This window comes from Ruegeria sp. BHSA191, assembly GCF_059613325.1.
This window is the reverse complement of sequence record NZ_JBXWSH010000021.1, coordinates 37666-61752: the sequence shown is the minus strand read 5'-3', so window position 1 is coordinate 61752 and position 24087 is coordinate 37666. Positions and strand designations below refer to the sequence as shown.

28 protein-coding genes are annotated in these 24087 nt (G+C 61.5%); 8 read left to right on the top strand and 20 right to left on the bottom strand.

Annotated features, from left to right (window positions below; genetic code table 11):
- Window positions 1-62 precede the first annotated feature (62 nt).
- A complete protein-coding gene (locus AC2FNS_RS16780; RefSeq protein ID WP_496685157.1) occupies window positions 63-1076 on the top strand; it encodes a LacI family DNA-binding transcriptional regulator in 1014 nt (337 codons plus the stop codon).
- A 29-nt stretch (window positions 1077-1105) separates the two neighbouring features.
- On the opposite strand, the gene AC2FNS_RS16775 is transcribed toward AC2FNS_RS16780, so the two are convergent.
- The 6 genes from AC2FNS_RS16775 to AC2FNS_RS16750 all read right to left on the bottom strand — a co-directional run bounded on the left by AC2FNS_RS16775 (window position 1106) and on the right by AC2FNS_RS16750 (window position 6538).
- Window positions 1106-1879, bottom strand: coding sequence for a LamB/YcsF family protein (locus AC2FNS_RS16775; RefSeq protein ID WP_496711898.1), 774 nt, complete (start codon window positions 1877-1879; stop codon window positions 1106-1108).
- A gap of 16 nt (window positions 1880-1895) precedes the next feature.
- Window positions 1896-2912 carry a 5-oxoprolinase subunit C family protein gene (locus tag AC2FNS_RS16770; protein ID WP_496711897.1) on the bottom strand — a complete coding sequence of 339 codons (1017 nt, stop codon included), beginning with the start codon at window positions 2910-2912 and terminating at the stop codon, window positions 1896-1898.
- Window positions 2909-3637 (bottom strand): 5-oxoprolinase subunit B family protein, encoded by a 729-nt coding sequence (locus AC2FNS_RS16765; RefSeq protein WP_496684453.1) that lies wholly within the window; start codon window positions 3635-3637, stop codon window positions 2909-2911. Before AC2FNS_RS16765 ends, AC2FNS_RS16770 begins: the two co-directional genes overlap by 4 nt.
- An 8-nt stretch (window positions 3638-3645) precedes the next feature.
- Window positions 3646-4941, bottom strand: a complete 1296-nt coding sequence (locus AC2FNS_RS16760) for a TRAP transporter large permease (RefSeq protein ID WP_496711896.1) — start codon at window positions 4939-4941, stop codon at window positions 3646-3648.
- Window positions 4942-4950: 9 nt separating this feature from the next.
- Entirely contained in the window at window positions 4951-5502 is a 552-nt protein-coding gene (locus AC2FNS_RS16755; RefSeq protein ID WP_496711895.1) for a TRAP transporter small permease, read from the bottom strand.
- A gap of 64 nt (window positions 5503-5566) precedes the next feature.
- On the bottom strand, window positions 5567-6538 hold the full coding sequence (locus AC2FNS_RS16750; RefSeq protein ID WP_496711894.1) for a TRAP transporter substrate-binding protein: 972 nt from the start codon (window positions 6536-6538) through the stop codon (window positions 5567-5569).
- Window positions 6539-6720: 182 nt separating this feature from the next.
- Between AC2FNS_RS16750 and AC2FNS_RS16745 the strand changes: the two genes are divergently transcribed.
- The 7 genes from AC2FNS_RS16745 to AC2FNS_RS16715 all read left to right on the top strand — a co-directional run bounded on the left by AC2FNS_RS16745 (window position 6721) and on the right by AC2FNS_RS16715 (window position 11805).
- Window positions 6721-7242, top strand: coding sequence for a winged helix DNA-binding protein (locus AC2FNS_RS16745; protein ID WP_496684462.1), 522 nt, complete (start codon window positions 6721-6723; stop codon window positions 7240-7242).
- A 250-nt stretch (window positions 7243-7492) separates the two neighbouring features.
- Window positions 7493-8401 (top strand): MBL fold metallo-hydrolase, encoded by a 909-nt coding sequence (locus AC2FNS_RS16740; protein ID WP_496727665.1) that lies wholly within the window; start codon window positions 7493-7495, stop codon window positions 8399-8401.
- Window positions 8402-8403: 2 nt separating this feature from the next.
- Window positions 8404-9345, top strand: coding sequence for an MBL fold metallo-hydrolase (locus tag AC2FNS_RS16735; RefSeq protein ID WP_496685725.1), 942 nt, complete (start codon window positions 8404-8406; stop codon window positions 9343-9345).
- Window positions 9342-9956, top strand: coding sequence for a Crp/Fnr family transcriptional regulator (locus AC2FNS_RS16730; RefSeq protein ID WP_496713752.1), 615 nt, complete (start codon window positions 9342-9344; stop codon window positions 9954-9956). The genes AC2FNS_RS16735 and AC2FNS_RS16730 overlap by 4 nt, the downstream gene beginning before the upstream one ends.
- A 72-nt stretch (window positions 9957-10028) precedes the next feature.
- Window positions 10029-10217: a YgaP family membrane protein gene (locus AC2FNS_RS16725; protein WP_496684469.1), complete on the top strand. Its 189-nt coding sequence runs from the start codon at window positions 10029-10031 to the stop codon at window positions 10215-10217.
- Between the two features lie 14 nt (window positions 10218-10231).
- Window positions 10232-10702, top strand: coding sequence for a rhodanese-like domain-containing protein (locus AC2FNS_RS16720; RefSeq protein ID WP_496727666.1), 471 nt, complete (start codon window positions 10232-10234; stop codon window positions 10700-10702).
- Between the two features lie 50 nt (window positions 10703-10752).
- Window positions 10753-11805, top strand: coding sequence for a YeeE/YedE family protein (locus AC2FNS_RS16715; RefSeq protein WP_496713174.1), 1053 nt, complete (start codon window positions 10753-10755; stop codon window positions 11803-11805).
- 12 nt (window positions 11806-11817) lie between these two features.
- Here AC2FNS_RS16715 and hemA read toward each other — a convergent pair whose 3' ends face one another.
- From hemA to AC2FNS_RS16645, 14 genes are all read right to left on the bottom strand, one after another.
- Complete coding sequence (gene hemA, locus AC2FNS_RS16710; protein ID WP_496803917.1) at window positions 11818-13035, bottom strand: 5-aminolevulinate synthase; 1218 nt, start codon at window positions 13033-13035, stop codon at window positions 11818-11820.
- Window positions 13035-13442 (bottom strand): DUF302 domain-containing protein, encoded by a 408-nt coding sequence (locus AC2FNS_RS16705; RefSeq protein ID WP_496713197.1) that lies wholly within the window; start codon window positions 13440-13442, stop codon window positions 13035-13037. The genes hemA and AC2FNS_RS16705 overlap by 1 nt, the downstream gene beginning before the upstream one ends.
- Before the next feature lie 35 nt (window positions 13443-13477).
- A complete protein-coding gene (locus AC2FNS_RS16700; protein WP_496713177.1) occupies window positions 13478-13888 on the bottom strand; it encodes a DsrE family protein in 411 nt (136 codons plus the stop codon).
- A 103-nt stretch (window positions 13889-13991) separates the two neighbouring features.
- Entirely contained in the window at window positions 13992-15257 is a 1266-nt protein-coding gene (locus AC2FNS_RS16695) for an FCSD flavin-binding domain-containing protein (RefSeq protein WP_496683828.1), read from the bottom strand.
- Between the two features lie 23 nt (window positions 15258-15280).
- The gene (locus tag AC2FNS_RS16690; protein WP_496683830.1) at window positions 15281-15988 is read right to left on the bottom strand and encodes a c-type cytochrome; all 708 of its coding nucleotides are present in this window, start codon (window positions 15986-15988) and stop codon (window positions 15281-15283) included.
- A 3-nt stretch (window positions 15989-15991) separates the two neighbouring features.
- On the bottom strand, window positions 15992-17260 hold the full coding sequence (locus AC2FNS_RS16685; RefSeq protein ID WP_496713181.1) for a c-type cytochrome: 1269 nt from the start codon (window positions 17258-17260) through the stop codon (window positions 15992-15994).
- The gene (soxC, locus tag AC2FNS_RS16680) at window positions 17244-18515 is read right to left on the bottom strand and encodes a sulfite dehydrogenase (RefSeq protein ID WP_496713183.1); all 1272 of its coding nucleotides are present in this window, start codon (window positions 18513-18515) and stop codon (window positions 17244-17246) included. Before soxC ends, AC2FNS_RS16685 begins: the two co-directional genes overlap by 17 nt.
- 22 nt (window positions 18516-18537) lie before the next feature.
- Entirely contained in the window at window positions 18538-20235 is a 1698-nt protein-coding gene (gene soxB, locus AC2FNS_RS16675; protein WP_496685190.1) for a thiosulfohydrolase SoxB, read from the bottom strand.
- 85 nt (window positions 20236-20320) lie between these two features.
- Entirely contained in the window at window positions 20321-21166 is an 846-nt protein-coding gene (soxA, locus tag AC2FNS_RS16670; protein ID WP_496685193.1) for a sulfur oxidation c-type cytochrome SoxA, read from the bottom strand.
- Between the two features lie 69 nt (window positions 21167-21235).
- Window positions 21236-21565 (bottom strand): thiosulfate oxidation carrier complex protein SoxZ, encoded by a 330-nt coding sequence (gene soxZ / locus AC2FNS_RS16665; protein WP_496683844.1) that lies wholly within the window; start codon window positions 21563-21565, stop codon window positions 21236-21238.
- A 37-nt stretch (window positions 21566-21602) separates the two neighbouring features.
- Window positions 21603-22019 carry a thiosulfate oxidation carrier protein SoxY gene (soxY, locus tag AC2FNS_RS16660; RefSeq protein ID WP_496685195.1) on the bottom strand — a complete coding sequence of 139 codons (417 nt, stop codon included), beginning with the start codon at window positions 22017-22019 and terminating at the stop codon, window positions 21603-21605.
- Window positions 22020-22064: 45 nt separating this feature from the next.
- Window positions 22065-22541, bottom strand: a complete 477-nt coding sequence (soxX, locus tag AC2FNS_RS16655) for a sulfur oxidation c-type cytochrome SoxX (RefSeq protein WP_496683849.1) — start codon at window positions 22539-22541, stop codon at window positions 22065-22067.
- A 150-nt stretch (window positions 22542-22691) separates the two neighbouring features.
- Window positions 22692-23252: a thioredoxin family protein gene (locus tag AC2FNS_RS16650; protein WP_496683852.1), complete on the bottom strand. Its 561-nt coding sequence runs from the start codon at window positions 23250-23252 to the stop codon at window positions 22692-22694.
- Window positions 23253-23272: 20 nt separating this feature from the next.
- Window positions 23273-24013: a cytochrome c biogenesis CcdA family protein gene (locus AC2FNS_RS16645; protein ID WP_496685200.1), complete on the bottom strand. Its 741-nt coding sequence runs from the start codon at window positions 24011-24013 to the stop codon at window positions 23273-23275.
- Window positions 24014-24087: the final 74 nt, after the last annotated feature.

Below are 24087 nucleotides of genomic sequence, written 5' to 3'. Positions count from 1 at the left end.
TTGGTGAAAGAATCGATTCAATTCAACAAATTCCTGCACCTCGCATCTGGTGCCGATCAGACATGACCGACACATCGAAAAAACCACCCTCGCGCCCCCGTCGGGTCACCGCCAAGACAGTTGCCGATCTGGCCGGGGTTTCGCGTTCGGCGGTGTCGCGCGCCTTCACGCCAGGCGCCTATGTTGATTCGGAGAAACGCAGGCGCATCCTGCAGATCGCCGCCGAAACCGGGTATCAACCCAACGCCTTGGCGGCGGGGCTGAAGGGCGGCCAGTCGAACCTGGTCGCGGTCTTTGTCGGCGACATGCGCAGCCCCTACGACGCCGCCTTCGTCGGACAACTGACGCGGCGGTTGATCGGCATGCGGAAATGGCCGATCTTGGTCGATCAGGCGAACGGCCAACCCGAAGCCGCCTTGGACGACCTTCTGCGGTTTCCCCTGGATGCGCTGATCCTGCGCGGAGGCAGCATGTCGCAGCAGATCGTCGAACGCTGTGCACGGTTTAACGTGTCCACGATTTCGTCGGGACGACCGGTCGAGGGGCCGGGTATCGACACCGTGTGCTGCCGTAATGCCGATGGCCTGCGCCGGTTGACCGAGTTGCTGATTCAGCGTGGCTATCGAAGGTTCGGATTTCTCAATGGTCCGAGCGAGTTCTACTCGTCTTCACGGCGGCGCGCCGGGGTGTTGCAGGCTCTGACCAAGGCCGGGCTGCTGCTGGTGGCCGAAGCCGGGGGCGACTATACGGTGCAGGGCGGGCACTCGGCTGCGGTTGAGCTTCTGAACCAGCACCGCATCGATGCGTTGATCTGTGCCAATGACGCAATGGCGATCGGCGCGCTGGCGGCGGCGCAGGCATTGTCGCTGGACGTGCCCGGCGACCTTGCCGTCACGGGATTCGACGATATCGACATGGCCGGTTGGCCGATCTTCGACCTGACGACGGTGCGCAACCCAATCGACGAAGCTGTCGATGCGATCATCCACCTTCTGGATCTGCGCCAGGCCGAGCCGAAGAAGGCCCCGGACCGCATCGACATCGATCCGGTCGTGATCGAGCGCGGCACGCATTGAGCAGCGGCGCACAGCTCGGCCTTCTAGGGTCAGGCCGGACCGCCGGCGAATTGCCTGAGCTCCACACCGCTCTTCTGCAGGGCCTGGCGCACCTGGGCTGCGATCTTCACGGCCGTCGGCGTGTCTCCGTGCAGGCAGATCGTGTCGATGCGGGTGGGAATATGCTTGCCGCTTTCAGTGATGATTGCCCCGGCCTTGACCATCTCGACCATGCGCGCGGCGGCACGGTCGGGGTCATGGATCACCGCGCCGGGCAGGCTGCGGTCGACCAGCGTGGCATCATCGTTGTAGGCACGATCGGCAAAGATCTCGCAGGCTACGGTGCAGCCCAGGTCGCGCGCGGCGCGTTGCTGGGCGGTTCCGGCCAGAACCATGATGATCAGATCCGGAGCCACCGACAGCGCCGCCTCGTAACAGGCCCGCGCCATCGCCTGATCTTCGGACGCCATGTTGGCCAGCGCGCCGTGCAACTTCAGATGACGCACCTGCCCGCCGGCCGCACGCGCCATCGCCTGCGCCGCGCCGACCTGATAGCGGATCAGGTTCTGCAGCGACGGCAGGGGATAGTGCATCCGCTGACGCCCGAAGCCGTGCAGATCGGCAAACCCGGGATGCGCGCCGATGCCCACGCCGTTCTCCACCGCCTGCGCCATCGTCGCGGCCATCACGTCCCAGTCGCCCGCATGAAACCCGCAGGCCACGTTGGCCGAAGTCACGATCTTCAACAGCGCCCCGTCATCGCCCATTTTCCAAGGGCCAAAGCTTTCGCCCATATCGGCGTTCAGATCGACTTGATGTGCCATGGCATAGGCTCCTTATCTACAAAACGTCCTCTTCGCGGGCGATGGCGCCGCTGATCAGTTGATAGGATAGCAGGTCGGACATGCTGCGCGGATCGCGGATCAGCGGGCGCAGCGCCCGAGGTAGCGCGACCCTGACCTGGGCGGCGGCCCGCTCGGCGGCCACCGCTTCGTCCAGCGACACGAAGCGGAACCGCAGATCGGCCCCGGCCGGGGCCTGCGCCACCTTGGGCAGGTCGCAGGGCAGAACGGTGCCGATGCGGGGATAGCCGCCGGTGGTCTGGCACTCGGCCAACAGCACGAAGGGCGTGCCGTCGCCGGTGACCTGGATGTCACCCGGCACGATGGTTTCCGACAGCACGCTGCGCCCGCCCGAGACATGAAAGCCCGGCCCGTCGCTTTCCAGCCGCACGCCCATGCGATTGGCGCGCGCGTCCCGACGGAACGCGGTGGCTTGCAACCGCTCCAGAACGTCTGGGGCGAACAGGTCGGTCTGGAAACTTGCCACGATACGGATTTCTCCGCCCGAGAACCGGTCCTCGGGGTCGAAGGTCATGCCGGTTGCACCGCCCGAATCCGCGCCGATCGCCAGCCGGTCCCCCGCCTTCAGCAGGGCACCGATCCCCGCCGTCAGATGGGCCGAACAGGCGCCCAAAAGCGGGTCGCCCTTCACCCCGCCGCCGATGCTGAGATAACCATAGCTGCCGGCGACGGCGGGCCCGATGCTTAGCCGGGCGCCCGCAGGTAGAAGGTGCGAGGCGTTCCAGACTGCGGTCGCGCCATCGATCTGCGCCCGCATCCGCGCGCCAGTCAGGGCGACGCGTAGATCCTGATCGGCCTGAAATTCTCCGCCCATGCCGGCCATTTCCACGGCGGCAAGACTGTCGGCCTGTCCCAGCAACGCTGCGCCCTCGGCCAATGCAAGCCGGTCCACCGCACCCCCGCGCGACAGGCCCATGTCCAGATATCCGGGCCGCCCCAGGTCCTGCACCGTTAGGCCGGGCCCGACACGCAGTATGGTCAGATGCGCGCTCATGCCAGCGCCTCGCAAGTGGCGCCGCCGCGCGGATCGCTGCGCATCCGCGCCAGCGTTTCCGGGTCGGTGGGGGTGAACTGCACTTCATCCCCGGGGCGCAAAAGGAAAGGTTCGGGCACATCGGGCTGGAACAGACGGATGGCGGTCTGGCCCACATGCTGCCATCCGGTCGGCGTGGTGACAGAGAACAGCACAAGCTGCCGCAGCGCCACCACCAGAGCGCCCTCGGGCACGCGCGGGGTCAATTCCTTTTGCCGGGGGATGTCCCAGGCGGGCGGCAATTCACCTAGATAAGGCTGACCCGGGGCAAAGCCGATGGTCTGCACCCGCACCCGCGCTTCGGAAAGCGACCGGATCGCCTCGGCCTCGGACAGGCCCGCCGCCTGCGCCGCCTGCCCCAGCCGCGGCGCCAGATCCGTGCCGAAGACGGTGGGTACCCGCCAGAACCTGCGCCCGCCGGGCAGGTCGGCCGCGTACCAGTCGCGCTGGTCCAGCAGCGCCTGCACCTGCTGGTGCAACGCGGCATGCGACAAGTGCAGCGGATCGAACCGGACGAAGGCCGACACCAGCGAGGACGAGGTTTCCTCGACCCCCGCCCAGCTTTCCGCCTCGAGCGCGGCGCGAAAGGCCAGGGCAGCGCGGTTGGCCGGTTCGCTGAGTGCAGCGGCAAAGCTGATTAACAACCCGTCCACCCCGGCGGTTCGTATGATCGGAAAATCCTGCATCGCCCCCGTCACATCTGGTTCGGCAGATAGGTCACGATGCCGGGGAAAACCACGATGATCACCAGCGCCACGATCATCAGGAAGAAGAACGGTAGCGCCGCATGGGCCACCCGCAGGATGTCGCGCCCGGTCAGCGATTGCAGCACGAACAGGTTGAAGCCGACGGGCGGGGTGATCTGCGACATCTCGACCACGATCACCAGGAAGATGCCGAACCACAGCGGGTCGATCCCCGCCTGCATCACCATCGGCATGATGACTGAAGCCGTCAGCACCACAACCGAGATCCCGTCCAGAAAACACCCCATGATCACGAAGAACACGGTCAGCGCCGCCAGCAGCGTGAAGGTGGACAGGCCCAGCGATCCGATCCATTCCGCCAGCACGCGCGGAATGCCGGTAAAGCCCATCGCCACGGTCAGGAACGAGGCCCCGGCAAGGATGAAGGCGATCATGCACGAGGTCACCGTGGCCCCCATCAGCCCGTCGACAAAGCTGGCGCGGGTCAACGTGCCCTCGCGCCAGGACAGCAGCAGCGCCAGCACCACGCCCACAGCGGCCGCATCGGTGGGCGAAGCGATCCCGGCATAGATCGAGCCGATCACACCGACGATCAGCAGGATCACCGGCACCAACCGGCGAGAACGTCGCAGCTTTTCCCCGAAACTCGCGCGGATGTCCTCGGTGGGTAGGTTGGCGCGGTTGATCAGTGCCCAGATCGCCACATAACCCACGAACAGCCCCACGAGAAGCAGTCCCGGCAGAACTCCGGCCACGAACAGGCGGGCGATGGACTGCTCGGTTGCCACGCCATAGACGATCAGGATGATCGACGGCGGGATCAGCAGGCCCAGCGTAGCCGACCCGGCCAGCGTGCCGATGATCATCTTCTCGGGATAGCCGCGGCGCGAAAGCTCTGGAATCGACAGCTTTCCGATCGTGGCCGCCGTGGCCGCGGACGACCCGGACACCGCCGCAAAGATCCCGCAGGCAAAGACGTTCACATGCAACAACTGCCCCGGCAGCCGGTTCATCCAGGGCGACAAGCCCGTGAACATGTCCTCGGACAGGCGCGAGCGGAACAGGATCTCGCCCATCCAGATGAACAGCGGCAGCGCCGCCAACGCCCAGGAATTGCTGTGCCCCCATAAGGTGGTCGCCATGACCAGCCCCAGCGGCGCATCGGAAAACAGCGCCATCGCCGCAATCCCGACCCCCAGCAGCGAAAACGCCACCCACAGGCCCGCCCCCAGAAAAGCGAACAGCAGAACAAGAAGAATAATGGAAAGCGTGGCAATCGACATCTGCTGGCCCTATTCGTTCAGAAGGTTTTCGCCCTTGCCGTCCCAGCTGGGCGCGCGGCCCGCCAGCAGGCCGACCAGCTCGTCGACCAGGGCAAGAGTCAGAATGGCCAGCCCCAGCAGGACCGGCATCTGCACGATCCACAACGGCACCGAGACCATGCCCGGGCTGCGGTCGCCATATTCCAGCGACTCCAGCACCAGCAGGCCCAGATACCAGGTGGCATAGGCGCTCATGGCCAGGGCAATTGTCACCACGCAGATCTCGGTCAGACGGCGCGGCCCCTTGGGCATCCGTCCGATCAGCAGCGTGACCCGGATATGCCCGCCGGCGCGCAGCGCATAGGCCAGCGCCAGAAAGCTGGATGCGGCCAGAAAGAACCCGGTGAAATCGGCATAGGAGGGGATGGTCAGGCCCACGCCCTGCCCGGTCAACGCGGCCCAGATCTTGTCGGCCAGATTCAGCCCGACCTGCGCAAAGACCAGCACGACGATGGCCAGAATGAACAGCGCCGCCAATCCGCCGGCTGCACGATAGATGAAATCAAGACTGCGCCGCAGCATCGCCATCCCCTCCCCTTGTTGTCGAACCCGGCCGGACGTTTGGCACCCGGCCAGGTCGGATCGTTTACTGCTGATAGGCCTGCAGCAACGCGGCGCCTTCTTCGCCGGCCTCAGCGGTCCAGTTCTCGAGCATCTGCGCGCCGATCGCGCGCAAGCCGGCCATCAACTCTTCGGATGGCTGCACCACGGTGATGCCGTTTTCCTGCAGGACCGCGGTCTGCTTGGCGGTCTCGGCCTGGCTCATCTCCCAGCCGCGGGCTTCGGCGGCGGCGGCCGCCTCCAACACGGCGGCCTGGGTCGCGTCATCCAGACGGCGGAAGGCGCGCTTGTTCACCACGACCACGTTCTTGGGAATCCAGGCCTGGATGTCGGTGTAGTGGGTCAAAAAGTCCCACGCCTTAGAGTTCACCCCGGTCGAGGGCGAGGTGATCATCGCTTCGACCCGGCCGGTGCTGAAGGCCTGCGGAATGTCCGGCACCTCGACCTGCGTGGGTGCGGCGCCCGCCAAGTTGGCGAATTCTTCCAGCGTGGCGTTGTAGGTGCGGAACTTCAGGCCCGCCAAGTCATCCACGCTGTTGATTTCCTTGGTGGTGTACAGACCCTGCGGCGGCCACGGCACGGCGTACAGTACCATCATGCCCTGTTCATCCAGCAGACCGCTGATCACGTCCTTCTGAGCCGCCCACAGCTTTTGGGCGTCGTCATAGTTGGTGGCCAGGAACGGAAGCGAGTCCGCACCGAAGGCTGGGTTGTCATTGGCCAGCAGCGACAGGAAAAACTCTCCGATCGGAACCTGACCGCTGCGTACGGCCTTGCTGATCTCGGGGTGCTTGAACAGAGACCCGGCGGAATGGACCTTGATTTCAACGGCACCGTCTGTGGCCGCGGCGACGTCCTTGGCGAATTCGTGGATGTTCACCGTGTGGAAGGTGGCGTCCGGATAGGGGGTCGGCATGTCCCAGGTCTCGGCCTGCACCTGCATGGCCAACCCGGCCAGCGCGGCCACCGCGCCACCGGCAATCTGCATCAGTTTCATTTTGGCTCTCCCTGCTTGAGTACTGGCGCAGAAGCTGACTCAACGTCAGCGATTTGTCAACGTTTTGTTATTGTTTTGGCCGAAACGCTGCGGGTTCCAAAGGTCAGGACGTTGAAAACGCACGCACTCCATGCCAAAACACTGATAATTTCTCAGCGTTTTGCAGATCAAAGGGCCGCAACATGACCAATTCTTCCCCCGACACGCGCCGCATCGTTTCCTCTCGCCACCTGGCCGAGGGCGAAGGCTGGGAACTGTCCGAACTCGAATTCGGCCTGATCATCGTCTACAACGCGTTCTCACGCTGGATGACCCGCTGCATGGCCGCAGCCGGGCAGGCCGATCTGGGACCGCTCGACATTCTGATCCTGCACAACGTCAACCACCGCGGCCGCGACAAACGCCTGACCGACATCTGCTTTCTTCTGAACATCGAAGACAGCCACACCGTTAACTACGCCCTGCGCAAACTTCTGAAGGCCGGGCTGCTGACGTCGGAAAAGCGCGGCAAAGAGGTGTTCTACCGCACCTCGCCCGAGGGCGTGGAGCTATGCGACGCCTATCGCAAGGTGCGCCAACAATGCCTGCTGGAAGGGCTGCCTGCCACCGACCTGTCCGGCGACGATCTGCGCGAGTTGGCCCGCAACCTGCGCGCTCTGTCCGGTCACTACGATCAGGCGAGCCGCGCTGCGGCGTCGCTCTGACCGTCGTCGCTTGTGCCATTCACCCTGTGATCTGACGACCTGAGGCTGGCAGCGCAGGTTGTATCCCGCCCTGCCGCCAAAAGCGCGACAAAGACCGATACCCGCGCCCACCCGGCCTATTTGCACCGGTAGCCCGCTTTCCCCAAAAGCACACCTGGCCAAGCGCAAAGCGTTGGGGCTCTATCCGGCAATTCTTGCCCCTCGGGAGATATTCATTCATATTCCGATGTGAGCATTTAGGGAGTTGGACATGAATATCTCACGGCGCAGGATGATGCAGATCATGGCGGCCATTCCGCTTGCAGGCGGGCTGCCGGTCTTGGCACGGGCCGACGTTTCGTTGGGTTCGGCCAGGCTGACGACGGTCAGCGACGGCCATCTGATCCTGCCCGCCAGTTTTATTTTTGAACCCATGCCCAAAGATGAGCTTGGTCAGATTCTGGCGGACTTCGGGATATCCAATGAAACGCTGGAACCCGAGTGCAACCTGACCCTATATCGCGACGGCGAAAACACTGTTCTGTTCGACGTCGGCGCGGGGCCGGATTTCGTTCCGACTGCCGGCACCGTTCTTGATAGCCTCGACGCGGCCGGTGTCACCCCCGAAGACGTCACCCATGTCGTGTTCACTCATGCACATCCCGACCACATCTGGGGGCTGTTGGATGATTTCGACGAGATCGTCTTCCCCGATGCAGCCTTCATGATGGGCCGAGCCGAGTGGGATTATTGGTGGAATCCCGAGACCGTCAACACCATCGGCGAGACCCGTGCCGCTCATGCCGTCGGCGCAAAAAGAAGAATGACCGCGATCGAAGACCGCGTTCAGCTTTTCGACGCCGATCAGGAAATCCTGCCCGGGATCGCTGCGGTTTCGACTCCGGGCCATACACCCGGACACATGGCGTTCGAGATCCGGAAGGGCAACTCGGCCGCACTGGTCGTCGGCGATGCCATCGGCAATCACCACGTCGCCTTCCGCCGGCCCGCGTGGCACAGTGGTGCGGATCAGGACGCAGAGACGGCGGCCGCCACGCGGCAGGTTTTGTTCGACCGCCTGACGCACGAGGACCTGGCCCTGATCGGCTTCCATCTTCCCGGCGGCGGCATCGGCCGCGCCGAAAAGGCCGGTGACGGTTATCGGTTCGTGGAGGCATGAATATGCGTATCGTCCTGTTTGCGGCGCTGCTTGCGTCTCCGGCCCTGGCCAGCGAAGACATCGCGGATCAGTACCCGGCCTCACCCCTGTATTCGAAACCTGTGGAGTTCATTCCAAATGTCTGGTCCGCGATCGGTGCGACAGCTCCGCCGACCTATGAAAACTCCGGCCACAACAACAACCTCAGCTTCATCGTCACCGGCGATGGGGTCGTGGTGATCAATGGCGGCGCGGCCTATGTCCTGGCCAAGGCGCTACACGAAGAGATCAAGGCCATCACCGACCAGCCGGTGAAGCTAGTGATTGACGAGAACGGCCAGGGGCACGCGATGCTGGGCAACTCCTACTGGGCCGAGCAAGGCGTTCCGATTCTAGCCCATGTGGATGCCGCGCATGAAATCGAAGAGCGCGGCCATCAGTTGCTGGAGGAGATGAAACGGTACAACCGCGACAAGGCCGAAGGCACGTTCGTCGCGCCGCCCACCGAAACCTTCGAGGACACACGCGTCGTCGAGATGGGCGATTACCGGATCGAGGTGCTGCATCTGGGCCCGGCACACGGGCCAGGCGACACGCAGGTCTGGCTGCCCGAGCAGAGTCTGGTCATTGCCGGTGACATGGCCTTTCACGAACGGATGCTGCCCATCTTTGAGGATACCATCGTGGCGGACTGGATCGAAACCTGGGAAACCAGGTTCGAGCCTCTGGGCGCCACCTATGTCATTCCCGGTCACGGACATCCCACCAACATGGACCAGGTGCGGCGCTATACCCGCGATTATCTGGTCTATCTTCGGGAAAAAATTGGCGCGCATCTTGAAGAAGGCGGCGATCTGGCCGATGCCTACTACATCGACCAAAGCCCCTACGCGCATCTCGACACGTTCGAGGAACTGGCCACGAAGAATGCCGGGCGCGTCTATGAGCAGATGGAGTTCGAGTGACCGACCACCCAGCCGAACCGTTTCTGACCCAGGGCAACAGAATCCACGTTCCGGATGGCACCTGCCTGTTCCGGCCCGGCGACGAGAGCCGGGCCTTTCTGTTTGTCCTGTCTGGCTCGGTTCGGGTGGAACAAACCAACGCCGCCGGTCGTACTGTCGTCCTGTACAGGGTCGAGGCTGGGGATAGCTGCGTTCTGACCACCACCGGGCTTTTGTCCGGGCGTCCCTATTCGGGCTATGGCTACGCCGAGGGCAATGTCACCGCAGTCTCAATTCCCGCCCAGCGGTTCCGCTCGCTGCTGAGTTCGGAACCAAAATTCCAAGAGATCGTGTTCCGCAATTTCGCCGCCCGTGTGGGGGAATTGACCGATGTTATTGACGATCTGCTTATTCACCGGACCGACCAACGCATTGCCCGCTGGCTGGCCAATCGTGCAGGACCGACCATCCACGTCACGCAGCAAGAGCTGGCTCAGGAATTGGGAACTGTGCGCGAGGTCGTCTCGCGAATACTGAAGTCCTTTGAAAGGCGGGGCTGGATCAATTCTGGCCGCGGGACGATCACGGTTCTTCAGGTCGCTGCCCTCGCAGAGCATGCCGAGCATGCCTGACCGTGATTGAGTCACATACGACCCGGTGGTTTTCCGGCTACATAGGTGGCACAGAAATGAAGGAGACCCGCTATGACTCGCAATCTTGGACAATTTGACCGCCTCGCCCGCCTGGTTCTGGGGGCTGCACTGATCATCCTGGCGGCCATGGGCACCATCGGTATCTGGGGCTATTTTGGCGTTATTTTCGTTGGTACTGCATTCCTGAACTTTTGTCCTATCTACCGAATTCTGGGAATCAAAACTTGCAGAGATTGCTGAAACAACATTTTCCGGTGCCGCGCACCCTTCTGGCCAGCCTGCTGCTGTACTTGTTGTCTGTTGCTCAGCCAGCTGGTGCAGCAGGTCAGGACATGTCAGCTCCGGAAGCTGCCGGCCTGGTGGAGGCGGGACGCCTTGTTCTGCTGGACATCCGCTCTCCGCAGGAATGGGAAGAGTCGGGCGTTGCCCGTGGGGCCTTGCCCATTTCAATGCACGAGCCGGATTTTCCGAAGCGCCTGCAAGAAGTTCTGTCCCGTGTTCCACCGGAACGCGTCGGCCTGATCTGTGCGACCGGCGGTCGCTCGAACTATGTGGCCGAAATTCTTGAGAAGAACGGCGTGACCGATGTCGTAGACGTTTCCGAAGGGATGTTCGGGAATGGAAAATCCCCCGGCTGGATCGCCCGCGGCCTGCCTGTCGTTCGGGCCCGCGAGGCGCTGGACAACTATACCCTGTGGCGCTTGAGCGAAATCAAGGCAGACTAAAATAGTCCCACCCTATATTGCCACGCAACAAGGACTGCTGGTGAACACGGATGGAACAACTAATTGATCAGTTCGGCGAGCCCACACTTCTGATGATGTCAGGGGCACTGGTGGGGCTTTTGTTCGGGGCCGCCGCCTATCATTCCCGGTTTTGCCTGCGGGCGGCGACCGTCGAAGTGGCCGAGCGTACGCTTGGGCCAAAACTGGCAATTTGGCTGATCGCATTCTGCACGGGTCTGGCCCTGGTCCAGCTTTCGATCCTGACTGGGCATCTTGACGTCAGCATGGCCCGGCAAATCGCCGGCACAGGCAGTCTTTCTGGGGCGATCATCGGCGGGTTGATGTTTGGCATAGGCATGATCCTGGCGCGGGGCTGTGCCAGCCGTCTGCTGGTACTGTCTGCTTCGGGGAACTTGAGGGCCATCGTGACAGGGCTGGTTCTGACCCTGACGGCGCAGGCATCGTATCGCGGGGTGCTGGCACCTCTTCGCGAGAGGCTGGCCAGCCTGTGGACAATTCCGGGCGGGTCTGAACGGATGCTGTTCGACTCCTCGGTTATGGTTGGCGCTGTCGGCGTTCTGGGTCTTGTCGCAGCCGTCTCCTACGGAATATCCCGAAACCTGCGCTGGTCCGAGCTGGTCTCGGCGGCCTTGGTAGGTGTCGCTGTTTTTGCTGGTTGGAGCGTGACCTACGCGATCGCCTCGGCCTCGTTCGATGTGGTGCAGGTGCAATCAGTTACCTTTACCGGGCCATCAGCGGACACGCTCATGGCATTGGTCAACGAACGGAACCTCCCGCTTAGCTTCGGAGTGGGTTTGGTCCCCGGCGTATTCCTTGGTGCCCTGATGCTCGCCCTGCTGCGGGGCGAGGCCAGGATACAGCGGTTCGAGCCGAACACACCAATGGAAAGATACCTGATCGGGGGCGTTCTGATGGGGTTCGGCAGCATGTTGGCTGGCGGTTGCGCCGTGGGCGCCGGAATGTCAGGCGGGGCAATCCTTGCCCTGACAGCCTGGGTGGCCGTGTTTTGCATGTGGGTCGGCGCCGTTGCGACGCACACTTTGCTGCAAATGCGAGGTGGCCAGATGTCGGCCACCGCCTGACCCTATCGGGCGTTACTGCGCGGCCAGCGGTTGACGCCCTAGTTGACACTGTGACCAGAGCATTTCGAGTGCAGAAATCAAACGATCGATGTCCCGATCGGTGTGAACCGGTGAAGGTGTGATCCTAAGCCGCTCGGTTCCTTTCGGCACCGTTGGATAATTGATCGGTTGGATGTATAGACCGTGCTCTTTCAAAAGCATGTCCGAGATGAACTTGCATTTGACAGGGTCGCCGACCATCACCGGAATGATGTGGCTGGGGTTTTCGATATGCGGAAGGCCGATTTCGTCCAGCCGCGCCCGAACCTGCGCCACACGCGCCTTGTGGGCTTCGCGTTCCGACGCGCTGTTTTTAAGATGCCGGATAGAGGCCGCCGCTCCGGCTGCAAGTGCCGGGGGCAACGCCGTGGTAAAGATGAATCCGCTGGCAAATGAGCGTACGAAGTCGCAGATCTCGGCCGAGGCGGCAATGTATCCGCCCATCACGCCAAAGGCCTTGCCCAGCGTGCCTTCGATGATGGTCAGCCGGTCCATCAAACCTTCGCGTTCGGCAATGCCACCACCACGCGGGCCGTATAGTCCAACAGCATGTACCTCGTCTAAATAGGTCATGGCGTTGTATCGATCAGCCAGATCGCAGATCTCGCGGATCGGGGCGATATCGCCGTCCATCGAATAGACACTCTCGAAAGCGATCAGCTTGGGCTGGTCGGGCGGCAAGGCAGCCAGCTTTGCCTCGAGATCAACCAGATCGTTATGTTTCCAGATTACCTTCTGCGCCCGCGAGTGGCGGATGCCTTCGATCATCGAGGCGTGGTTCAACGCATCCGAAAGGACGACACAATTGGGAATCCGCGCCGCCAAAGTGCCCAGTGCCGCCCAGTTTGATACATAGCCCGAGGTAAACAACAGGGCGGCTTCCTTGTTGTGCAGATCCGCCAGTTCGGATTCCAGAAGAACAAGGTCATGGGTGGTGCCGGATATGTTGCGCGTACCACCTGCGCCTGCACCGGTCCGGTCCAGCGCCGCGTGCATGGCCGACAGAACTTTCGGGTGTTGGCCCATGCCCAGGTAGTCATTCGAACACCAGATCGTCACCTCGCCTGGCCCGTTGTGGCAGTTTGCGGCCGGAAAACGACCGCAATGCCGCTCGAGCTCGGCGAATTCGCGGTAATTGCCTTCCTCGCGCAATTTGGCCAGTTCAGACCGGAAAAACCCCTGGTAATCCATCAGTTGCCAACAGCCTCCGAGACGATATCGTCCAACAGAGCCTGGACCTTCTGCATCGGCCCTTCAGGATAGGGGCGATATCCGACCATCACCTCTCCGTCACGGTCGGTGACGAAGATGCCATAGGGACAGTGCTGGATATTCATCGGATCGGCCTCCATCACTTCGCGCGACAAAACCGCCGAGCAGAACAGGAAAATATCTGCGTTTTCGAAGACTTTTTCAGAGCTTCCAACATCTTCGCCAGTACGGTTCAGCATGTCGCCCACATGGCTGACGTAGTCAATCACCAGCCCCTTTCCAACGATCGCGCTTTCAACGGCAAAGGTCGCTTCATCGAAACTGCCATCGAAAGGAACAAGGATGGGGTCTGCTCCTGCTGCACCAGCAGTCAGAACAAATGCCATAAATGCGTTTTTCATCTTCCTAGTCCTTTCATTTATCAAGGGCGAATAACCGTCCAGCCCGCTTCGCTGAGAGTCATCAGATCGACTACTCCGGCCGGGACATGCTCGGCGATTTCGACGATAGGTGGCTCTTTGCCTTCTTTCTTGGTCATGCCGGCAATCGTATTTTCGCAGGCTGCGAACGTGACGTTCGGCATCGAGGCACCGAACGCATCCAGACGTTCGAGAACCGGCGATGTATCCTTGCGCAGCATGTGAAGCCCCGCATTGAACGCTACAATCCGAACTTCGACGGTTTCGCCCTGGCTTTCATAGTACCGCGTCACATTTGCCGCCACGTTCAGGACCGTGTTCATTTTCTGCGGGTTGTTGTCGCTGATTTGCAGAGCCAGTTTGTGGTCTGCAAGACCGTCTTGCGCCGCGGCTGCGGACGTCCACAGCGCCATGACGCAGACCGCGATCATTCCCATTATTTTTCTCATTTTTTTCCTCCCACTGGATTACTGATCGCCCCGAAACCCGCTTTGCCAGTCGGGGCGCCCTATAACATCAACCGAACATGTCGGACGTGATACCAGTGTACCAGCCTTCAGACTCTTCGTAAGTCGTCTTGCGCACTTCCGCGCTTTCGCCGGTCTGTGAAATAAACCCGTCCACCTTGGCGATCTTTTCCGGCGTCGCCTCATAGGTGGCGCCGACCTTGACACCGTCGTCGGTATCGATCAGCGACCAGCAGGTGTTCGAGAACTTGGCCGGGAAAACCTTGGACCCGGTCAGCGCCCCACGCACGGCATTGGCACAGACTTTTGCCTGACTGTTGGCCGAGAACCCGGATTTCGGCATGTCGCCTTGCTGCGATGCATCGCCCAAAACGTAAATGTCCGCATCAGCCTTCGACGACATGTCAGCCGCGTTCACCGGCGCCCAATTGCCATCGGTCACGCCTGCCAGTTCGGCGATCCGACCGGCCTTCATCGCGGGGATGACGTTGCACACATCCACTTTGGTTTCCTCGCCGTCGATGGTCAGCGTCATCGCGGCCGGGTCCACGCTGACATTGCCGCCCCCGAATTCTTCGCCAATCCAATCGATCATGCCGTCATAGTGGTTGGCCCATCCTTCCTGGAACAGCGCCATTTTCGAGAATTTTGGCTTGGGATCGGCCACGATGATCTTGGCCGTCGGATTGTTGGCCTTCAGGAAGTGGGCGACCATGGACACGCGCTCGTACGGTCCCGGCGGGCAGCGATACGGGTTGGGTGGCGCAACCATGGCAAAGGTGCCGCCTTCGGGCATTGCCATCAACTGCGCTTTCAGCAGCTCGGTCTGCGACCCGGCCTTGTAGGCGTGCGGCATGGCGTTCTGTGCCGAGATGTCCCATCCTGGCACCGCGCCATCGACGAAATCAATGCCGGGGCTGAGGATCAGCTTGTCATAGGGAAGGCTTCCGCCCCCGGCCAGCGCCACCGTCTTGGCATCGCGGTCCACCCCGATGGCCCAGTCATGCACCACGTTGACGCCGCCGGCCGCCAGCCCGCCATAGCTGTGGCCAAGGTCTTTCATATCCTTGAACCCACCCAGATAAAGGTTCGAGAAAAAGCAGGTATAGTAACGGCGCGTCGGCTCGACCAAGGTGACGTCGATGGCGCCCTTGCTGTCCTTGGCGATGTAGCGCGCAGCGGTGGCCCCGCCGGCCCCGCCACCGATCACGACGACCCGCGGCTTGCCGTGACCATCGGCAAGAACCGCCGGGGCGGCCAACGAGGCCGTGACCAGCGCCGTCTTTCCCAGAAATGCGCGTCTGTTCATCGTCATGTGCAGTCTCCTCCCTGCAGTGCTCAGTGTTCGAGGCGGTTGAAATACGCCGCAAGCGCGGCGATTTCCTCGTCATTGAGACGCCCGGCCATCATCTGCATGACCGGATGCTGACGCTGTTTGTTCTTGTATGCGTGCATCGCAATGACAAAGTCTTCTTCGGGCCACAGCACGATTGACGGAATACCGTCATCGCCTCCGTCCGCCTGGTGACAGGTCGTGCATTCGCTACTCAGGTATTCGCCGTATTCCGGATCACCCTGGATCGCCAGGATCGCCGGGTCCAGGTCATGATCGGTGGCCGTGGCCGTGGGATCCGCCTCGGGGATGTTCGCAGGATCGTCGGAAAACAGCCGAAGATAGGCGATCACGTCGTGACGATCCTTGGCGTTTTTGATCCCCCGAAAACTCATGCGCGTTCCCGAGGCATAGGACCGTGGATTTTCCAAAAACGCATCCAGCGTATCCGCATGCCATTCCAGCCCGCTGGCCGCGGCGCGCCGGAAACTTTTGGAATACTTGAACCCTTCAATGCCGGCCGCCGGCCGGCCAAACAGTCCGTTCAGATGCGGGCCGATCCGGTTCTTTGCCCCCTTGCCTACCTGATGGCATCCCTTGCACTGGTCGAACACCACCTTTCCGGCCTCGGCATCGCCCAAAACATCGGCAGCCACGGCGGTTGAAACCACCGTGGCACAAGCCGAAAGGATCACCCCCAGCGCCCGTTGCATCATCTACTCGCCGAATGTCGCAAGATAGGCATTGAGCGCCGCGCGGTCCTGCTCGTCCTTAAGCCCGGCAAAACTCATCTTGGTGCCCTTCATGTAGGTTTTCGGCTTGGCCAGAAACGCGTCCAGCGCGGCCTGGTCCCAGATCCGGCCTTCTTCGTTGGCTTGCTTGAAAACCGACGAGTAACCGAACCCGTCCACCGATCCGAAGGTCCGCCCGAACAGACCGTTGAGATGCGGACCGGTCTTGTTCTTGGCGCCGTCCCCCACTTGGTGGCAGGCCGAGCACTTCCTGAACACCTTCTTGCCGGCGGCGATCAGCTCGGCATCACCGGCTTCGGCCGCATCCCCGGAAGCGGCTTCTTCCACCGTCGCGTTGGCAGCCGCAAACGTGGGCGTTTCGGATGTGTCGGCGGAATTCATGACCGAGTCGCCGCCATGGTCCGGCGTCACATCCAGGAACGTCGCGCGCTTGGTGATCTCGACACTGTCCTTGCAGTTTTCCATGCAGGGCTCGGTGCGCCATTCCGCGTATTCCAACTGAGGCCGGTCGTCGATCACGAACCCGTCCTGGTTGGGCATTTCGAACGTCGCCAGATTGTCGTGGTTCAGCTCGAACTCGTCATCGACCAAGTCGTTGGAATACAGGATGTAGGCCACGATCGCATAGGTCTCATCGGCGCTGAGTGTTCCGGCCTCGCCGAAGGGCATCGACCGGTGCACATAGTCCCAAGCCGTGGTCAGGTAGGGCCAATACGACCCGACCGTCTTGACGGGGTCTTCGTCGGCCAGCGTGCCAAAGCCACCGGCCAGAACCGGCCAGTTGTCCACGCCTTCGGCAAAGTCACCGTGGCAGGCCGCGCATTTTTCGGCGAAAACTTCCTCACCCGTAAACACATCGCCCGACCCCTCGGGCAGCCCGCGCCCATCGGGCAACACGTCCACGTCCCAGGCCGCGATCTCTTCGGGCAAGGCCGGACGGCCCAGACCGAAGGTTCCCTCATGCGCCGAAACCGGCTCACCCCCGGCAACCGCGTTGCCGGCCTTGCTTTCCAGTTCGGAAAGGCGAGTCTCCAATTCCGCCAAACGGGCCGCGCTTGCTTCGGCCTCGGTCAGCGCCGAGGCCTTTTGCGCCTCGACCTGTGCAAGTCGCGTCTGCAGCGTCTCGATCTGGCTGTCACCATATCCGCGGTTCGCGACCGCAACCGCGACACTGCACACCAAGGCGATCCCGCCAAAAACGGGAAGATAGATGCCACTAAGAGACTTCGACATTTTCGGCGATCCCTTCTGCGTTGACGTACCAGGTCTGGATACAGTTGTTGTGATAGACCGAGTTTTCGCCGCGCTTCTCGCGCAGTTGGTCTTTGGTCGGCTGGACATAGCCGGTTTCGTCCATGGCGCGGCTTTGCAGCAGCATCGGAGAACCGTCCCACTCGGTATCCAAATAGAAGCGGGTCAGCGCCTTGGTATCAAGCTGCTTGCCCAGCCGCGCGGTCTCCCAGGTGATACCGCCATCCTTCGAGACATCGACCCGCGTGATGCGTCCGTGACCGGACCACGCCAGGCCGGAAATCACCAGCGGCCCCTTGCCGTGCTTGATCGGCATCTGCGGACTGGGCGAAGTGATGACCGACTTGGCATCCATCACCCAGGTCCATTTCCGGGCGGTGCCATCGGCGTATACATCCGTGTATTTCGAGGTCTCCTCACGGCTTTCCACCGCCGCATCGGTCACTTCGATCCGGCGCAGCCACTTGACCCACATGTTGCCCTCCCAGCCCGGAACCACCAGCCGGACCGGATAGCCATGCTCCATACGCAGCGCCTCGCCATTGGCCTTGAAGGCGACCAGAACGTCGTCCAGCGCCTTTTCCATCGGGATCGAACGGCCGTTCGACGAAGCGTCGGCGCCCTCGACATAGACCCATTTGTCCGACAGGTCTCCGGCGGCGTCCAATCCGGCCTCTTGCAGCAGGACGCGCAGTGGGACACCGGCATATTCCATGTTGTGGATCATGCCATGGGTGAACTGGACGCCGTTCAACTGGGCGCCGGCCCATTCCATGCCCGTATTGGCCGCGCATTCGCAGAAGTAGACGTGATTTTCGCGCGGGAACCGTTCAAGATCATCGTAGGTAAAGACCAGCGGCCGATCGACCAACCCGTTGATCATCAGCCGGTAATCCTGCTTGCTCAATTCGATTGCGCCGGAATGGTGCCGCTCGAAGGCGCAGCCTTGTGGGGTAATGGTGCCGTCCAGCGCGTGGATCGGCGTGAAGTTGATCGACGAGATCGGCGAGGCGGTCAGCCATTCGACATTACGCCGCACGACGTCGCTTTCAAAACGGATCGGCATACCATAGGGCGTTTCATCGACACCGGCGCCGGTGTACGAGGCCCAGTCCTGCAATTGGGTGATCAACGGGTCCGCCTCCTGCGCCGCGACCGACCCCGCGACCGATCCTGCGGCGATCGCGGCGCCGCCTCGCAGAAAGGCGCGGCGGGAAGGCTTGAACATATCATCCATGTCTCAAGTGCTCCGGGTAGTGTCAGACGCCCACGACGTCGACGTTGGTGTTTTCCTGAACCGTGACGGTTCCAAGCTTGCGGATATGGCTTTCGACCACGTCCCAGATCGGCGGTCCCTCGGTGCCCTCGTTGACCGAGGCCCAGCCAGCCACGACATAGGCCCTGGATGCGTCGATCGGCTCACCGGTCTTCAGCAGGGTCATGTTCGAGATCCGCTCGCCCTGCGGCTTGGACACGTCGATCCGATAGCCGAGCCCACCGGTGCGCACCATGTCGCCGCCCTGCTGATAATAGGGATCAGGGTTGAAGATGTTGTCGGCCACGTCTTCCAGGACCACCTTCAGGAATTCGCCTGTCATCTCGGTCCGGTAGGCCTGGCCGTAGGTCATCGAGGTGACACCGAAGATATCCTCGCGGGTGATGTCCTGCCCCGGTATCAGCGACGGCCCCCAGCGCACGCCCGGGCTGAGCGCGATTTCCGCTTCGCGCTCGCTGAGCAACGCGTCGCAGATCAGGTCATCCCAGGTGCCGTTGAAATTGCCCCGTCGATACAGCAGGCCGTCGGTCTGGCCGATCACCTCGGACATCTCGTCCAGATAGGGCGCGCGCTGTTCGTCGATCAAGGCGGAAACTTCGGGATCGGGGGCGATCACGTCCGAAAAGATCGGGATCAGCTTGGTGCGATAGCCCATCATCCGGCCATCGCGGATATCCAGATCCACCCGGCTGACGAATTTGCCGTTCGAGCCCGACGCAACGATGATCGTTTCACCCACCAGCACCGGCTCGGGCAGAGCGTCATGAGTATGGCCCGACAGGATCACGTCGATCCCCGGCACCACGCTGGCCATCTTCTTGTCGACGTCAAAGCCGTTGTGGCTGAGAACCACGACGCATTCCGCACCGGCGGCGCGGACCTCTTCAACCATCTGCGCCATGTGTTCGTCGCGGATGCCGAACGCGTATTCGGGGAACATCCAGCCGGGATTGGCAATCGGCATGTAAGGGAACGCTTGGCCAATCACGGCGATCTTGGTGCCGCCGCGCTCGAACATCTGGTAGGGCGGGAACAGCTCGGCCGGCTCGTCCCATTCCGCGTCGAAGATGTTCTGTCCCAAGGCCGCAAAGGGCAGTTGTTCGACCAGTTCGGCCACGCGGTCGCTGCCCAGGGTGAATTCCCAATGGAATGTCATCGCGTCCGGCCGCAAGGCGTTCATCACGTTGACCATGTCCTGACCCTGGGTCTTCAGGCAGGTATAGGATCCGTGCCAGGTGTCGCCCCCGTCAAGGAGGATCGCATCGGGACGATCGGCGCGAATGGCGTTGATCACCGTGGCCACGCGATCCAGACCGCCAACCCGGCCATAGGCCTTGGCCAGCGCGGCAAAATCGTCGGACGTCAGGGCATAGTGGCTGGGGCTGCCATCCTCGATCCCGTAGAGCCTGCGGAAATCGGCCCCGGTAACATGCGGCACGACCCCCTTGTTGGCCCCCACCCCGATATTAATCGACGGTTCGCGGAAATAGATTGGCTTGAGCTGTGCGTGAATGTCGGTGATATGGATCAGCGACACATTGCCGAAGGTCTCGAACTCCAGCAGCTGGTCCTGGGTCAGAGACTGCTGCGCCGCCAGCCGGGCCCAGTTGCCGAAGCCGGACGCGCCCACCAGCGCCGAGGCTGCCATTGAAACCTGCAGAAAGTCACGTCTTGAGATCATCTGATGCGCCCTTGATTCACATTTAAATTCGTGAATGTTTTAGGAAAGAAATACCCGCACCAGACGATCCGGCGCGGGTGTTCGATTACTGGCGGACCGCCGGGGTTTCGACCGACAGACCATTTCCGCGCGAAGCCACATAAAGTTCGAGCGCGCGGAACTCATCCGAGCCTTCGGCAAAGGTTTCGGCGCGCGTATCGCGGATGCAGCCGCGGAACCGGTTGTGGCGCGAAATCAGCTTGGCCTGTTTCAGGCGATAGGTCGGAAAGCCGTTGATCATGCCCTGGCTCAGGTGGTCGGCCCGGATCATGTTGCCGTAATTGTCTTCGTGGCAATTGGCGCAGCTCAGCTCAAGCTGGCCATACCGGGTATAGTACATCTCCTTGCCCTGCTCCCAGTAGGGCGCGGCGGGTCCGTCAATGGCTACGTTCATCGGCATGCCCCGCGACTGCAGGCCGATCAGCGCGACCATGCCCTGCATGTCGGCGCCCGACCATTTCCAAGCGTCAGCCTCCATGCGCTCGGTCCGGCATTCGTTGATCAGGTCTTCCATCACCACCAGCTTGCCGGTTTCAGGGTCAACCTTCGGCATCTGAGCGGCAAGACCGGCAAAGCTTTCGGCACCGTCATGGCACGAGGCGCAGCTCTTGCCGGCGGCGCCGTCCACTGCTTCAAAAGTGTCAGCGGCCTGATCCACGAAAATCATGGCCGGGTTGTCGAAGTCGTCGACCTGCAGCGCCTGCGTCTCGTCGGTGCGGAAATGCCAGCCGGAATAGATCGTGTCGAAGTTTTCCAGATGTTCGGGCGCCTTGGCGACCGAAATCATCTCGGTCTCGCCATTGATGATCAGCTTGTCGTCATCGGGGCCGGCCAGAACCACAGTCGGCATCGCCGCCATTGCAACAACAGCCGTCAAAGCCTTCAATTTCATTCCGTTTCCTCCCTTGGTCGATCGGCGCCCAGATACACCCGGGCACCGCTCTGCCGATTTGCCGAGCCGTCAAGCGATCTCGATCTTCTTGTTGGTGTCATAGACCGACCCGTCATCGTCATACCAGGTGAAGACGAATTCCCCGGCCTCGGGCACGGTGGCTTCGAACTGGAAATACGGGTTGGTCGAAATCGCCGGCTCGAGGGTCACGTCGATGACCATCTGGCCGTTGAATTCGCAGGTAAAGCGGTTGATGATCGAACGCGGAATGACATTGCCTTCCTTGTCCTTGCGCTGACCGCTTTCCATCGTGTGGCTGATAAGGCTCTTGATCGTCACCGCCTCGCCGGCCGCTGCCGTTTTTGGGACCTTAACGCGGGGTTTCACTCCGGATGCCATGGGGTTTCTCCTGTTGTTCTAAGGGGAGCGCGGGCGATCAGCCGCCGCAGCCGCCGATTGTGACCTTGACCGTTGCCGATGCCTTGGCAAAGCTGCCATCGGCCATCTTGGCCACGGCGATGACGTCCTGTGTTCCGGCCAGTCGAATCCGGGTCGATGCCGACTGCGACGCGGCCAGTGGTCCGAAGTTGAACGTGGCAACATCCGGCGTCGGGTTGCCTGCGGCGAACACTGCGATGGCCACGGCCCCCGGGGCGCTGACTTCGATCGGTACGGTGTTGCCGTTTTCGGCGATTTCCGGCGCGGTCAGGGTGACGCCACCGTCGGCGATGTCAGCCCCGCCGGTGAAAGCCGAGATCGAATCCTCGACCGCCGCATTCACCCGGAACGGCAGCATCGTCAGAACCGCAGCCCCCAGACCCAAGGCCAGGGTTTCGCGTCGCGAAATTTCCATTTTACATCTCCTTTGAGTGTGTGCCCCTTGGACAGGCGAAGGCGACTATTGTTCGTTGAGTGTCATCAGGAACGCGACCACGTCCTCGACGTCCTGTGCGCTCAGGATCGGCTCAAGCGGCCCGCTGGGCGCCTTGCCGGTATAGGCATCGCCAGGTCGGATATAGCCATCGGCCTTGAAGAAGGCCGGCATCACGGTACCTTCGAAGGTCATCTTGGCATTTGCCACCAGACCGCGCAGCTCGGCCTCGGTCCAGCGGTCCCCCGCCCCATCCAGCGGCGGGCCGACCTCGCCCTGAAACGGCACGTCCGCCAGCGCCGCCACTTGATGGCAGGCCACGCAGTTGCCCATGGATTTCTCACCCACGATCATCGCGCCTTTTTCAGGGTCGCCCGGAGTACCGGTCAGCGACTGTTCGATGGCGCCGTCGGCAAACGACACATCTTTCGGCTTGATCTCACCCGCCATCGCCGTCGATGCACACAGCATTCCGGCCAGGCCAAGTTTCAACGCTTTTGTCATGCCTCCTCCCAAAGACGATTCCCTGCTTTGTCTTTGCACACTAGTGCACACCAACACCGACTCGCAACATTAAATTCGTCTAATTGAATTTTTGTATTTTTACGCAGGGAAGGCGGGGTTCAAACTATTGTTGCGCCGAGCCAAGGGAGCTTAGCCTTTGCGCGCCTCGATCATGCGGGCATGATATTTCTGGAACGGCTCGTCCCCGTCGTAACCTTTTTCCAGCACCCAGTTCAGCATGTCGAACGTTGTCCCGCGACCGAAAGCGCCCGGCATTGTGGCCACCACTGCCTGTGTCGCCGCTGCACCCTCCGGCACCTCTTGGGGGAAAAAATAGACAGTTGGAGTGAACAAGGCTCCCCAGCGTTTGACCATGTCTTTCTCGGGCAGGACCGTACCGTCGAAATCAGTCACTTCGACATCGCCGAACATGTTGATCTGAACGACGAAGAACCGGTCTTCCAACAGGCTTTCGATCTCCGGATCGACAAAAACCTCTTCATGCATCTTCTTGCAATATATACAGCCGCGCTGCTCGACGATGACCATCAGCCGCCTTCCCTCGGCATTGGCTTCCTCAAGGTCTTCGCGCAGATCCTTGAAAGTATCGCGCATCCACGAGGCCTTGTGCAGGCCGTCGTCACCCAGTTCCGCTGCCAGAGTCATCGGTGCCATCAAAATCGTGGCGAACAGGAGAAGCATTCTGATCATGGTGAGAGTCCTTTCGAGTTTCATCCGATTGCGCTGAACCAGGGAATGGTCTCAAGCATCCATTGCGCAATGTAGTTGATCGAATTCGTGGCGATCAGAACGCCGAAAAGGACCAGCATCAGCCCCATCAGCTTCTCGATCAGCCCAAGATGTTTGCGGAACCGCGCCATCCACGTCATGAACGGACCGATGAACATGGCGGCCACGATGAAGGGCAATGTCATGCCCAGACCGTAGGCAAGCAACAAAGCGGCCCCTTCGTTGGCCGTTTCCTGCCCGGCCGCAGTGAATAGAATCGCAGCCAGGACTGGCCCGACGCAAGGGGTCCATCCAAAGGCGAAGGCCAGCCCGATCACATAGGCCCCGATCAGACTTACATTCGATATATCCCCTGCGTCCGCCCGGAACTGACGGTACAGGAATCCGATTTTGACCACGCCAAGAAAGTGCAAACCCATCGCAATGATGATCGCCGCCGCGACCCAGCGCAGCACGTCAAAATACTCGCGCACCAAGCTGCCGAACACAGTCGCGGTGGCGCCGAGGCCAACGAAAATTGTTATCACTCCCAACGCAAAACAACTCGCTGCCAGTACGGCACGAAAACGGACTGCGGGCGAAATCTCGGACCCGGCAGAAATCTGGTTCATACCCGCTCCGGCCAGATAGCTCAGGTAAAACGGGACGATCGGCAGGATGCAGGGCGACAGGAAAGAAAGTAGCCCGGCGACAGTTGCACCCCAAAAAGTGACATCAAACACTTGGTCGCCGCTCCACCGCTTGAGATATTCAAAAATACTATTATGATGGAAATATAGCCTACGTCAATTTGGGA

Excerpts from the sequence above, each read along its gene's own strand:
- AC2FNS_RS16755 (WP_496711895.1), bottom strand. The coding sequence starts at position 5,502 with ATGCTGCGGCGCAGTCTTGATTTCATCTATCGTGCAGCCGGCGGATTG.
- AC2FNS_RS16770 (WP_496711897.1), bottom strand. The coding sequence starts at position 2,912 with ATGAGCGCGCATCTGACCATACTGCGTGTCGGGCCCGGCCTAACGGTG.
- soxB (WP_496685190.1), bottom strand. The coding sequence starts at position 20,235 with ATGATCTCAAGACGTGACTTTCTGCAGGTTTCAATGGCAGCCTCGGCG.
- AC2FNS_RS16735 (WP_496685725.1), top strand. The coding sequence starts at position 8,404 with ATGCGTATCGTCCTGTTTGCGGCGCTGCTTGCGTCTCCGGCCCTGGCC.
- soxC (WP_496713183.1), bottom strand. The coding sequence starts at position 18,515 with ATGGATGATATGTTCAAGCCTTCCCGCCGCGCCTTTCTGCGAGGCGGC.
- AC2FNS_RS16775 (WP_496711898.1), bottom strand. The coding sequence starts at position 1,879 with ATGGCACATCAAGTCGATCTGAACGCCGATATGGGCGAAAGCTTTGGC.
- soxA (WP_496685193.1), bottom strand. The coding sequence starts at position 21,166 with ATGAAATTGAAGGCTTTGACGGCTGTTGTTGCAATGGCGGCGATGCCG.
- AC2FNS_RS16750 (WP_496711894.1), bottom strand. The coding sequence starts at position 6,538 with ATGAAACTGATGCAGATTGCCGGTGGCGCGGTGGCCGCGCTGGCCGGG.
- AC2FNS_RS16765 (WP_496684453.1), bottom strand. The coding sequence starts at position 3,637 with ATGCAGGATTTTCCGATCATACGAACCGCCGGGGTGGACGGGTTGTTA.
- AC2FNS_RS16650 (WP_496683852.1), bottom strand. The coding sequence starts at position 23,252 with ATGATCAGAATGCTTCTCCTGTTCGCCACGATTTTGATGGCACCGATG.
- AC2FNS_RS16745 (WP_496684462.1), top strand. The coding sequence starts at position 6,721 with ATGACCAATTCTTCCCCCGACACGCGCCGCATCGTTTCCTCTCGCCAC.
- soxZ (WP_496683844.1), bottom strand. The coding sequence starts at position 21,565 with ATGGCATCCGGAGTGAAACCCCGCGTTAAGGTCCCAAAAACGGCAGCG.
- AC2FNS_RS16715 (WP_496713174.1), top strand. The coding sequence starts at position 10,753 with ATGGAACAACTAATTGATCAGTTCGGCGAGCCCACACTTCTGATGATG.
- hemA (WP_496803917.1), bottom strand. The coding sequence starts at position 13,035 with ATGGATTACCAGGGGTTTTTCCGGTCTGAACTGGCCAAATTGCGCGAG.
- AC2FNS_RS16725 (WP_496684469.1), top strand. The coding sequence starts at position 10,029 with ATGACTCGCAATCTTGGACAATTTGACCGCCTCGCCCGCCTGGTTCTG.
- AC2FNS_RS16685 (WP_496713181.1), bottom strand. The coding sequence starts at position 17,260 with ATGTCGAAGTCTCTTAGTGGCATCTATCTTCCCGTTTTTGGCGGGATC.
- AC2FNS_RS16700 (WP_496713177.1), bottom strand. The coding sequence starts at position 13,888 with ATGGCGCTGTGGACGTCCGCAGCCGCGGCGCAAGACGGTCTTGCAGAC.
- AC2FNS_RS16695 (WP_496683828.1), bottom strand. The coding sequence starts at position 15,257 with ATGACGATGAACAGACGCGCATTTCTGGGAAAGACGGCGCTGGTCACG.
- AC2FNS_RS16690 (WP_496683830.1), bottom strand. The coding sequence starts at position 15,988 with ATGCAACGGGCGCTGGGGGTGATCCTTTCGGCTTGTGCCACGGTGGTT.
- soxY (WP_496685195.1), bottom strand. The coding sequence starts at position 22,019 with ATGGAAATTTCGCGACGCGAAACCCTGGCCTTGGGTCTGGGGGCTGCG.
- AC2FNS_RS16740 (WP_496727665.1), top strand. The coding sequence starts at position 7,493 with ATGAATATCTCACGGCGCAGGATGATGCAGATCATGGCGGCCATTCCG.
- AC2FNS_RS16760 (WP_496711896.1), bottom strand. The coding sequence starts at position 4,941 with ATGTCGATTGCCACGCTTTCCATTATTCTTCTTGTTCTGCTGTTCGCT.
- AC2FNS_RS16705 (WP_496713197.1), bottom strand. The coding sequence starts at position 13,442 with ATGGCATTTGTTCTGACTGCTGGTGCAGCAGGAGCAGACCCCATCCTT.
- soxX (WP_496683849.1), bottom strand. The coding sequence starts at position 22,541 with ATGACAAAAGCGTTGAAACTTGGCCTGGCCGGAATGCTGTGTGCATCG.
- AC2FNS_RS16780 (WP_496685157.1), top strand. The coding sequence starts at position 63 with ATGACCGACACATCGAAAAAACCACCCTCGCGCCCCCGTCGGGTCACC.